General features: G+C 64.0%; 12 protein-coding genes. 6 read left to right on the top strand and 6 right to left on the bottom strand.

Translation table 11 applies throughout. The annotated features are described in order from the left end of the window. The first annotated feature begins 84 nt into the window (after positions 1–84). Genes WKW79_RS34900 through WKW79_RS34890 form a run of 3 tightly spaced genes read left to right on the top strand, consistent with a single transcriptional unit; the run spans position 85 to position 3,274 of the window. On the top strand, positions 85–1,134 hold the full coding sequence (locus tag WKW79_RS34900) for a PQQ-dependent sugar dehydrogenase (protein WP_422824027.1): 1,050 nt from the start codon (positions 85–87) through the stop codon (positions 1,132–1,134). 33 nt (positions 1,135–1,167) lie between these two features. Beyond that, a complete protein-coding gene (locus WKW79_RS34895; RefSeq protein ID WP_340339821.1) occupies positions 1,168–1,551 on the top strand; it encodes a hypothetical protein in 384 nt (127 codons plus the stop codon). Then, entirely contained in the window at positions 1,526–3,274 is a 1,749-nt protein-coding gene (locus WKW79_RS34890) for a RecQ family ATP-dependent DNA helicase (protein WP_340339820.1), read from the top strand. Before WKW79_RS34895 ends, WKW79_RS34890 begins: the two co-directional genes overlap by 26 nt. Before the next feature lie 349 nt (positions 3,275–3,623). On the opposite strand, the gene WKW79_RS34885 is transcribed toward WKW79_RS34890, so the two are convergent. The 6 genes from WKW79_RS34885 to WKW79_RS34860 all read right to left on the bottom strand — a co-directional run bounded on the left by WKW79_RS34885 (position 3,624) and on the right by WKW79_RS34860 (position 8,042). Further along, complete coding sequence (locus WKW79_RS34885; protein WP_340339819.1) at positions 3,624–3,818, bottom strand: hypothetical protein; 195 nt, start codon at positions 3,816–3,818, stop codon at positions 3,624–3,626. Between the two features lie 642 nt (positions 3,819–4,460). Further along, positions 4,461–5,570, bottom strand: a complete 1,110-nt coding sequence (locus WKW79_RS34880; RefSeq protein ID WP_340339818.1) for a catalase family protein — start codon at positions 5,568–5,570, stop codon at positions 4,461–4,463. Between the two features lie 188 nt (positions 5,571–5,758). Next, on the bottom strand, positions 5,759–6,559 hold the full coding sequence (locus WKW79_RS34875; protein ID WP_340339817.1) for a DUF72 domain-containing protein: 801 nt from the start codon (positions 6,557–6,559) through the stop codon (positions 5,759–5,761). Between the two features lie 5 nt (positions 6,560–6,564). Continuing rightward, positions 6,565–7,095 carry a DUF421 domain-containing protein gene (locus WKW79_RS34870; RefSeq protein ID WP_340339816.1) on the bottom strand — a complete coding sequence of 177 codons (531 nt, stop codon included), beginning with the start codon at positions 7,093–7,095 and terminating at the stop codon, positions 6,565–6,567. Continuing rightward, positions 7,092–7,328 carry a hypothetical protein gene (locus tag WKW79_RS34865; RefSeq protein WP_340339815.1) on the bottom strand — a complete coding sequence of 79 codons (237 nt, stop codon included), beginning with the start codon at positions 7,326–7,328 and terminating at the stop codon, positions 7,092–7,094. Before WKW79_RS34865 ends, WKW79_RS34870 begins: the two co-directional genes overlap by 4 nt. 9 nt (positions 7,329–7,337) lie before the next feature. Then, positions 7,338–8,042: a glycosyltransferase family 2 protein gene (locus WKW79_RS34860; RefSeq protein ID WP_340339814.1), complete on the bottom strand. Its 705-nt coding sequence runs from the start codon at positions 8,040–8,042 to the stop codon at positions 7,338–7,340. Positions 8,043–8,750: 708 nt separating this feature from the next. Between WKW79_RS34860 and WKW79_RS34855 the strand changes: the two genes are divergently transcribed. From WKW79_RS34855 to WKW79_RS34845, 3 genes are all read left to right on the top strand, one after another. Then, complete coding sequence (locus WKW79_RS34855) at positions 8,751–9,179, top strand: hypothetical protein (RefSeq protein WP_340339813.1); 429 nt, start codon at positions 8,751–8,753, stop codon at positions 9,177–9,179. 81 nt (positions 9,180–9,260) lie between these two features. After that, entirely contained in the window at positions 9,261–9,623 is a 363-nt protein-coding gene (locus WKW79_RS34850; RefSeq protein WP_340339812.1) for a hypothetical protein, read from the top strand. Between the two features lie 19 nt (positions 9,624–9,642). Next, a complete protein-coding gene (locus WKW79_RS34845; RefSeq protein WP_340339811.1) occupies positions 9,643–10,620 on the top strand; it encodes an SDR family oxidoreductase in 978 nt (325 codons plus the stop codon). The last annotated feature ends 39 nt before the right edge of the window (positions 10,621–10,659 follow it).

The raw sequence follows: 10,659 nt of genomic DNA, 5'->3' as shown, positions 1-10,659 counted from the left end.
CGAGCAACCCAAACACTAAACTTATGCACAGCCGACCAACGAAAAGTCGGCTTCCACCCCCTGGTCAAAATTCGATCGGCCCGGGTGGTCAATATCGAATCGGCGCCGACACCACCCAAGCCCGACGACAGCAAGGGCGTCAAGGGCAAGATCATGAAGACGGTGCAGAAGAGGGCGGGCGCCGGCGCGCCCACGGGCAACCGGATCGTGCTGCTGCGCGACGCCGACGGCGACGGCGTGGCCGAAACGAAGACCGTCTTCATCGACAACCTCAACTCGCCCTTTGGCATGGCGCTGGTGGGCTCGGACTTCTATGTGGCCAACAGCGACGCCATCCTTCGCTTTCCGTATGTCGCGGGGCAGACCCGCATCACCGCCAAGGGAACGAAGCTGACCGATCTGCCCGCCGGGACGATCAATCACCACTGGACCAAGAACATCATCGCCTCGCCCGATGGTTCGAAGCTCTACGCCACCGTGGGCTCGAACAGCAACGTGGCCGAGAACGGCATGGCGGCCGAGGAAGGCCGCGCCGCCATCTGGGAAGTGGACCGGGCCACCGGACAGAAGCGCCTCTTTGCAACCGGCCTGCGCAATCCCAACGGCATGGCCTGGGCACCCGGCGGCACCGACCTGTGGACGGTGGCCAATGAGCGCGATGAGCTGGGCAACGACCTGGTGCCGGACTACCTGACTTCGGTGAAGCAGGGCGCCTTCTACGGCTGGCCCTACAGCTACTACGGCCAGCACGTCGACGATCGCGTGAAGCCGATGCGCGCCGACCTGGTCGCCAAGGCCATTCCGCCGGATTACGCACTGGGCGCCCACGTGGCCGCACTGGGCCTGGTGCCGGCCGGCAAGACCAGTCTGCCGGCCCCCTTCTCGGACGGCGTGTTCATCGGCGAGCATGGCTCCTGGAACCGCAAGCCGCCAGTGGGCTACAAGGTCGTGTTCGTGCCCTTTGCGGGCGGCAAGCCCAATGGGCAGCCGGTCGATGTGTTGTCGGGGTTCGTCAATGACCAGGGCGAAGCCTTTGGCCGGCCTGTCGGCGTTGCCATCGACGCCAAGGGCGCCCTGCTGGTGGCTGACGACGTGGGCAACGTCATCTGGCGCGCGACAGGCGCCGCGCGCTGACGTCGACACCCTGCACTTGAACCAGGAGACTACATGAGCAACAGCAGCATCCTCGGCGGCGAGCACGCGCCCACGCATCCGGCCGGCACCGACGTCGATGCACTCGGCCCCAGCGACACCAGCGACAGCGGCAGCGACGTGCAGACCGAACGCAATCATTCGGCCCTGCCCGACGAGGGCGCGGAGGGCGCCTTCCCGATTTCGCACGACAGCAGCAGCGACGCAGGCGGCACCGGCGAGCGCGCCTCGGCCGAAGCCGACGCACCCGATACCGATGCGGACATCCTGCCCGACCGGATCGGCACCGTGCCGCAGGATGCGATGGACGTGGCCCTGTCCATCGACGACCCGGCGCCGGCGTCGGTGGAGGAACTCGCCGCTTCCGAAGACGATGACGAAGAAGATGGCGAAGCCTGAGCCGCAGTCCGCCGTTGCGCAGGCACCGGAGGACCCCGAGGCCGTCCAGCGCGTGCTGCGCAAGGTCTTCGGCCTGCGACGACTGCGTCCGGGCCAGCAGGAAGTGATTGCGCGAATCCTCCATGGCCGCTCCACGCTGGCCGTGATGCCGACGGGCGCGGGCAAGTCGCTGTGCTACCAGTTGCCGGCCATGCTGCTCAATGGCCGCACCGTCGTCGTCTCTCCACTCATCGCCTTGATGAAGGACCAGTGCGAAAAGCTCCAGGCCCGCGGCGTTGCGGCCGTGCAGCTCAACAGCCAATGCACGGCGGGGGAGATCGAGGCGGCAGAGCGTGCCATTGCGGACGGCACGGCCAGGATCGTGCTGACCACGCCCGAGCGCCTTGCGGACGAGGACTTCATGGCGCTGCTGAAGACCGGACCCAACGCCTTGCTGGTGGTCGACGAGGCGCATTGCATCTCCCGGTGGGGGCATGACTTCCGTCCCGCATTCCTCGAGATCGAGACCGCATGGCAGTCGCTCGGCAAGCCGACCGTGCTCGCACTCACGGCCACGGCCGGTGACGCGGTGGCCCGCGACGTGATGGCGCGCCTGGGCATCCCCCGTGCCGGCCTGCTCGACACCGGCACCTTCAGGCCCAACCTGCGCTATGCCGTTGAGCAACTGACCAGCGAAGCGCACAAGCGCGAGCGCCTGCTTGCACTCATGAAGCAGCTCGAAGGCAGCGGCATCGTCTATGCCGCCACCATCAAGGCCGCCGAGGAAGTGCATGACGCGCTGCATGCGGCCGGCGAGTCGGTCGCGATCTACCACGGCGGTCGCAACGCCACGGAACGGCATGCCGCGCATGACGCCTTCATGGCCGGCACCGTGCGCGTGATGGTCGCGACCAACGCCTTCGGCATGGGCATCGACAAGCAGGACATCCGCTTCGTCGTGCACTACCAGATGCCGGGCGGGCTCGACAGCTACTACCAGGAATCGGGCCGCGCTGGCCGCGATGGCGAACCGGCCGACTGCATCCTGCTTTACCTGCGGCGCGACAGGGCGGTGCAGCAATTCTTCATGGCCGGCCGCTACCCGGATGCGAAGGAGCTCGAAAGCGTCCATGCCGCGCTGCGCGCCGGGCCGCCGGATGCGGCCGCCTGGACCTTGCCCGCCTTGCAAGCCGCGGTGGAGGCGCCGCGCGGCAAGGTGCAGGTGGCGCTGGCCTTGCTGAAGCAGCGCCGCATCGTGGGGCAGGGTGTCGATGGAAGCCTCAAGCTGCTGCGGCCTGAGGTGGGCGCCGAAGCGATGCACGCCATGCTGGACAGCTACCGCGCGAAGCGCGAGCAGGACCAGGCTGCGCTGGAGGGCATGGTCTTCTACGCGCAGGCCGGCCAGTGCCGCTGGCAACTGTTGCTCGCCCACCTCGAAGGCAAGCCGCCCGCGGAGCGCTGCACCACCTGCGACAACTGCCGGCGCATCGCCCTGCACGAGGCGCAATCGAGTGCGCCGGTGGATGCGCGCGTCGAGGCGGAGCCTTCAAAGACCACGGCGCCGATCTTTGTGCCGCAGGCCTCGGTGCGCGTCAAGCGCTATGGCATCGGGCAGGTCGTGACCGCGGATGCGCTCGCCGTGGACATCGAGTTCGCCGATGGCAGCAAGCGCTCCTTTCATCCGGATTTCGTGCGGCCGGTGCGAGGCCGCGGCGCGGGCCGCAGCGTGCCGCATGCTGCCTGACGCACGAACTGTTCCTTTTGCTTTTGGGACACGCCATGGTGCAACCATTCAGTCTGGACCCGAGCATGGTTTCCATGATGGCACAGCGCTAGAGGATCTCTGATCGTGGTCGACGCGGCGCTTCAACTGCGAAGAATGATCACCGCGACGATGACAGCGATCACGAAGACGAACCCTGCCGCGTTGAGGCCCCAGGTGCTGAAGGACCGTTCTTTCTCCATTCGGCGCTCGAGCTCGATCGATTGCTTTACGCTGAGTCGACCCGGGAATTCCAAATCGTCCTCTTCCTCGGGGCGCCTCATCTGCAGCGAACATGGCAGCGGGTGTTTATATTGGCCGCCATGACAACTCAGGCTCGCGCCATCATCGAGACCAGCGACAACACCAATGCAAACATGAGGCCGACGACAAGCCCAGCCTTCGTCCATACATGGCAGGGTTTGGCACCGGCATCACCGAGAGATTGATAGTTCGTCGACAACTCTGCAGTCCTGGTGGGCCTCTCGTGCCACCACTCCTCGGAACCCTGGGCTTGTTTCTTCATGTAATCAATTTTGACTACAGTGAATGCCTTCGTACTACCCCTTGTCGCCCGACACCTGAATCCGTGAAATTGTTCCGCGCATGGACTGGCGCGTTGCGCTGCCAGTACGGCAAGGTCCTGTGTCAACCTTCCCGTGGCCTGCGCCCCCGGTGGTCCACCTCGCGCTGTGTCGCTGCGACACCGCCAGGCACGCGTAGTCCGGAACGTCCGAAGCGGTCGTGTTCAAGCCCTTAGCGCTCGCAAGAAGGGTACGACGGACGCATGCCCCTCTTACGGCCGAGTCGGAGCCGCCGCAGTAGTTGGCAATGAGGACGGCGCACATCACGTCGGCGGGGATCTATCAGGCGTTGAACGACCTGGGTTCTCACTTGCAGCCAATGCCTTGACCTACTGGGTCGGCGAGGCTCGAACGAGTGACGAGTATCGGGACTTGCATCCCGTGCCTGACTCCACCACCGATGCCACGCAGACAATGGTGCGCACCGCAATTCACTTGGCACGTCTGCTCAAGTGCGCGCCGTATCTGCCAAAGCCTGCGAACGAGTAAAAGGCGCAGCCGCGACGCGCCGGAAGCCTCGAAGATTCGCCCGCTGCTCGAGAGGGGTAAGCGAGCGGTACCGGAGGCGCTGCGTGAGGTGTTCCTCAGTCCGGAAACTCGTCGAGTTTGCGCGGTTCTTCGATCTTGACCGCGTTATGTTCCGCCCTGAATCGCGCAGCCATTGCATACGCGGCCTTCCGAACACGCATGATCGATCCGATGGGGCGGTGGGCCGCGAGTGCGTGCCAAGGACTGAAGGACATGCGATCCTCGACCAATTCGGCCCGCTTGTCACTCCACGCGCGCTGAGGCTCGGCGACAATCCGCGCGACCGTCACAAAGGGACTCGCGTCTTCTGGCCATTGCACAGAGGCATCCTCGATGGGCATGGTCTCGATGTCGACGCACAATTGCACGCGCACTTCCCATTCGCCGCCTTCGCTGCGGAAGTGATCAACGACAGCGTCGCGAATCGCATTGGGTCGCTCGTCGGTATCGATGGGCGCATCGGTCAAGGAAAGCAGCCCAGGAGACACGGGTGCGATCGACAATTTGGCCATGTATTGGCCATACAGCATGGGCACCTGCGTGTAAAAGGTTTCGCCCAGAATGTGGGTGAGCGGGTGTCCGCCCAAGGCCTTGACCGTTGCACTCTCGCTGCCGGCCTTTTCCAGAATTGCCTCCACCCCACGCAGGGCTGCGGACAGGGCCCTCTTGAGGCCCGGCGCCTTGTCTGTGGTCGCGGCCAGCAGCTTGAGGCTCTTCAAAAACTTGCGGGCGGTGGGGGCGCTGAAAACCGGGCCGTTCACGAGGAGAAAGTCCTGGGTGACCTGTGCTTCGTTTCCGGGCTCGCGCGCGCCATCGACGCCGACCACCTTGACGGCCAACGCGCGCGGCGTGGAGACTTTGTCGTCCAGCAAGTCGCCTGGCGGCGTCGAGAATCGCATGATCGCCGGGTACCGACCCGGTTCCCGAAAGAGACCCTGGGCCAGTGATTCCGGGAGCCCCGCAAGCACCTCGAGTTCGGCTTTCAGGATACCGTGCCGCTTGGCATGGACGCTGCGGTAGGCGTGCCCTTCGTCGTGCGCGACCTTGACGCTGATGGCATGCAGCGTCTCGTTCAATTCGGCAGCGGTCTCTTCTTCGCCTTCTTCAGGGTGCTCGAATTCGGCGCGATAGGGCAGGGGCGCAATGGTGCTGGGTGGAACGTTCATTTTCTGATTCCGTTGGAGCTCGAAATCTCCTCGTGCCGCCCGTCGTGTCCTGTAGGAAAAGTACGCCACCGAGCACCGGGTCCATGCCGTTCCGCGTGCCGAAGCGAAGTCGAAAGGTCGCTCCAGGACATGGCGCAACAGTCACCCGAGAAGCTCGGCTGAGCGCACGCCTTCGCGAAACGAACTTGTCACGTTGCTCTAACGTCGGGCGCCCTGCCTGCAGGGGCCGATGCCGCGAGCATCGCACCGAGCCGCAACGCGTTCCCCACCGACTGCCCGGCCGCAGTATTGTCGAAGATGCACCAGCAGTGCTCTACGTCCGTGACCGCCGTCCACAGGCGCGTCGCAAGCGCGCCGAGCAGAGGTTCCTCATAGCGCGACCAATACATGCGAGGCGACCCGTGCAGGCGCAGATAGATAGTCTGCGGCCATCCGCCGGGCATGACTCCAGCATCATGGCGCACCGGGTCGGCCAGCACGCGGCCGAAGCGCCAGCTTGCCAGCAATGTATCGGCTTCCCGTGCAAACCAGGTGCCGTGGCGCGGTTCGATCGCTACCGGTCCCTGATATCGCCGTCTGAGCGCCGTGCCGAAGCGGCCCGCCACGCGCGCGTCAAACGCCAAGGTGGGCGGCAACTGGACCAGCAGGCAGCGCAGTCGCTCTCCGAGGCCCTGGACCTGATCCCAGAACGCATCGAAGACGGGCATCGTGCGAACCAGGCGCAACTCGTGCGTGATGGCCTGTGGGAGCTTGACGCTGAAGGCGAAGTCGGGCGGCGTGCTCGCGGCCCAACGTTCGTAGGTCTGCCGGCGATGCGGTCGGTAGAACGAACTGTTGATCTCCACGGCGTTGAATCGAGTGGCGTACCGGGCGAGCTGCGAGGTCCCGTCGCCAAAGGCCGCCGCGAAGGGGCGTGGCACGCTCCAGCCCGCGCAACCGAGACGCAGACGGTGAACATGAGCCATTGCATTGAAGGAATGAGTTGCCATGGCGATCACCGGCCAGGCGGCTTGCTGTTCTGCACATCGTCGCCGCGCCTGCGCCCGTCGACGGTGAAGACGCTCAGTTGGCCGTCGCTCTCCAGCCGTGCGATGCGGACCTCGGCCAGCGATTCGACCCCGCCTTCGCGCAGCTTGCCCTCGAGCTCTTCCATCGTGATCATTTCGCGCTTCATCGCCTTGCGGTTCACCCTGCCATGGCGGACCAGCACTTCGGCGTGTGGCTCGAGGAGTTTCGCGACCCAGGCGAACCTGAAGCTCAACCAGTCCAGGCCGAAGTTCCAGGCGATGAGCGTCGAGAGCAGCACCAGCCCGTCGTTGATGGACTTGTATTCGCCCTGCATGGCGTTGCTGGCGGCGTCCGCCACCAACACCACGAACAGCAGGTCAGCAACGCCCATCGATCCAACGTCCCGACGCAGAACGAAGCGGAAGACAAGCAGCAGAAACCAGTAGACCACTGTGCCGCGCACGACCATGTGCCACACGGGAAACTCCCTCGCGAAGAGATCGGCAAGTTCGGTCATTTGGCTGGCTCCGTCTGGACCAGACCGCGGATGTTCAGCGCGGCAAGGCACACCTGCAGTGCAATCAGCGCCCATGCGTTGCTGTGCAATCCCCATGCAACCCACAGCAGGTTGCTGAACAGAAAGATCCAGAACCCGAAGTTGCGGCGACCTTTGTCGTTCGATCCGACAAGATAGGCCGCTGCGATCGAAGCCGCGAAGGCGGGCCACTGGATCAAGTCGAGCAGCTCCATGGCAGCGGATCAGGTTGTCGGCAAGACGGCTGGACACGTGCCGGTGCGAAGCCGGTCGGCGACAGCCTCCATCAAGGCATCGGCAAATCCTCCTGCGGCGCGCGCGATGCGCCGTGCGCTGGTCGACACCCGTGGGCGCGCGCTCCAGGCGATTTGCGCGCCCGAGGCTTCCAGGGCGGCGATCAACGCGACCTCTTCGCTGCAAGCGAGGTTCTTGAAACCGCCGGCTCGACGATATGCTGCTGCCGACACACCAAGATTGGCGCCGTGAATGTGCCGGTGGTGGTCCGAATCCGTGTAGGTTTCACCGAAGTGCCAGCACAGCAGGTCGGCGTGCTCGCCGTGTGGCGTCCAGTCGTCGACCCCCACCGTACCGCACACCGCGTCGGCGCCCAGATCGAGTTGTTCGGCCAACCAGTCGTGCGAGACCAGCGTGTCAGCGTCCGTGAAAGCGAGCCAACGTGCACCGCGATCAAGAAGAAAATCCGCGCCCATGGCGCGTGCGAGGCCCACATTGCGTGCGTTTATCTCGACGATCAGCGCGCCCGCATTTGCGGCCAGCAATGCAGTAGCGTCCGTGCAGGCATCGGCGACCACTACCAGTTCCACAGCTTCGCCTTGCAAGCGCGGGTTGCCCGCGCACTGCTGGATGCGAAGGATGCACTCATCGATCAGGTCCGCTTCGTTGTGAGCGGGCACAACAACTCCGAGCATGGTTGGGACTCCCTGTGGCCAACGTGGGTGAGGCACGCTAGGGCGCGGCCGTGTCGGGCGTCGTCGGTAAACAGTCGCATTCGTTGTAGGCGTGAATGCGAGGCGGCGGCGCATGGACGCGGCGAATCTGACATCCCCCCGCGCTGTCGATTGGCTGCGGTCGGCTTTGCGTGAAAGGACCTACGGTGGCCGGCGCCGCGACCTTTGATTTGTCCATTTCAAGGAGGTCCTCATGCGTTCTCTTCTGCTATTTTTCCTCGGCGTGCCGATTCCGATCATCATCGCCCTGCTCTTCAGGTGAAGACAATTCGCGTCGCGGGCAATCCGGGGCGCGATCATTCTTTTTCTAGAAGGTATGAGCTAGCTTCGGGGATGCCTCACGACGCGCGAGAGATCACGATCCAAAGTCTGCGCGTCGTTTGCAAAGCGAGACGGCAACGGCCGAACCGGGAGACGATGTCATCGTTGGCTGGGAAAGTGAAGGGCGACGGCACCCATCATGTCTTGGCTCGTGCACCAGCGCGGCAATGCGAAAGGCCACGCCAAAGTGCTTGTTTCTGCAGGAGGGGACAGGCGCGGTCGATTCGGCGGCGCTGATCCTTGGCGGGTCGATGCCCAGTCCTACGCGTCGACTGCATATTTGGCAAGGGACAGCGGTATGCGCGAGCGCTACTCTGGGTACTTCTTCAACCCCAAAGAGTTCGAACAATGATTCGCAAAGCCATGCTGATCGCAGCAGCTGCAACGCTCGCAGCTTGTTCCAGCCCCGCGCCGCAGGTCGCCTCTACTGCCAACCAGCCCGATCCGACCATCCTCTTGGTGCCTGTGGTGGTAACCGATCCGGCCCTCAGTTCGGGGTGCTGGGCTCAGTTCTATTCGGAGCGCGACTTCCGAGGCGACATGGCGACCCTGGTTGGCCCGGCGGCACTGGCGACGCTTGACAAAGGTACCGCTCAGCAACTCAAGCGCCAGATCGACAGCGTGACGGTCGGACCGAAGGCAACACTGCAGGTTTACGAGCACAGCATGTTTCGCGATCGCGTCGTCAACTTTCCGGCAAACAGCCGCGAGGGTGGCTTGATCCGAAAGCTCGGTTTTGGCGGGCGCATCGAAGCCATGCGGCTGGTGTGTTCATAGCTCGTCCATAGCCCGCGGCCGGTCCCAGTTCGTTCTCGATTGTGGGTTCAGGGTCCAGGCGCGATCGATAGGCCGGCACACATGAAAGTGCCTTTTGTAAAGAGCGACGCGATGGAACCGATGCAACGCATGGAACCACTGAAGCCTTTGGAGCCCATGGAGCCCATAAAGCCCATGAAGCCGATGGCCCCGCCCGACAACAGTTGGTGGCCGGAAGGTTTGGACGACCCGTCGTGTAGCGGTCAACAGGACGGGATGCGCTATGACTTCTTCCCCGAGCAAAGACGTTTGGCCGTAGAGCGCAATGGCCGTCTGGAGCATTACGAAACGGGTGACCATCGCATCAGCGGCGTGTCGCAGACAGGTGGCTCCGCTGCCGGCGGTGCCACGTTTACGAGCCAGAACGGAGAGGTCGACTTGTCGACGCTCAAGCGTGTGGACTGAAATCAGAAAGGTTGATCAGATGCCCCGTTCTTCCACTGCGGCGCTCGTGCGCCGCCATGCTGAGATTCAGAAAAAGCAGGATGACCAGGACCGGAAGACGCCGGCGGCCAAGAAATCCACCCGAGCGGTCCAAGCGGGTACGCGCGTGCAGCCTAGTCGCCTCCCGCCAGAGAAACACCGAAAACCGGGCCGGGAAGCGAAGATGCAACTCAAGCCGCGATTCATGGCGCCCGACTACAAGGGCAGCGGCAAGCTCGACGGCATGAGCGCCATCGTCACGGGCGGCGACTCGGGCATCGGACGGGCGGTGGCCGTGCTGTTCGCCCGCGAAGGGGCCGACGTCGCCGTCGTGTACCTCAGCGAGGACGTGGACGCCGAGGAGACCAGGCTTTCCGTCGAGGCCGAGGGCCGCCGCTGCATTCTCATTGCCGGCGACGTGCGGCGCAGTGCCTTTTGCGATCGCGCAGCACGGCAAACGCTCAAGGCTTTTGGGAAGATTGACATCCTGGTCAACAATGCCGCGTTCCAGATGCACGCTGACAAGCTTGAGGACATCAGTGACGAACGCATTGATCTCACGCTGCAAACGAACATCGGGGGTTACATGCGCATGGCGCGCGCCGTGGTGCCGCATCTGCGCAACGGTGGCTCCATCATCAATACGGGATCGCGCACCGGATTGCGCGGAAGTCGCAATCTGCTTGACTACTCCGCCACCAAGGGCGCCATCCACGCATTCACCAAAGCCCTCGCACTGAACCTCATCGACCAAGGCATTCGCGTCAATGCGGTCGCCCCAGGACCGGTGTGGACTCCGCTCAATCCTGCCGACAAGCGAGCCGGCGATGTGAAGAAGTTTGGCCGCGACACCGCCTTCAAACGCGTCGCTCAGCCTGAGGAACTATCACCCGCCTACGTGTTCCTCGCGTCCCCTGTATGCGCCAGCTACATCACCGGCATCGTCCTGCCGGTGACGGGCGATGTTGGCGCGATCTGAAAGGCATGTTTCAGTCGTCGGTGGCCACCGCAGAAGCAC

It is taken from the genome of Variovorax robiniae (assembly GCF_037889955.1).
In the GTDB taxonomy this organism is placed as follows: domain Bacteria; phylum Pseudomonadota; class Gammaproteobacteria; order Burkholderiales; family Burkholderiaceae_C; genus Variovorax; species Variovorax robiniae.
The sequence above is the reverse complement of the archived record's forward strand: the minus strand, read 5'-3'. Positions and strand labels throughout refer to the sequence as shown.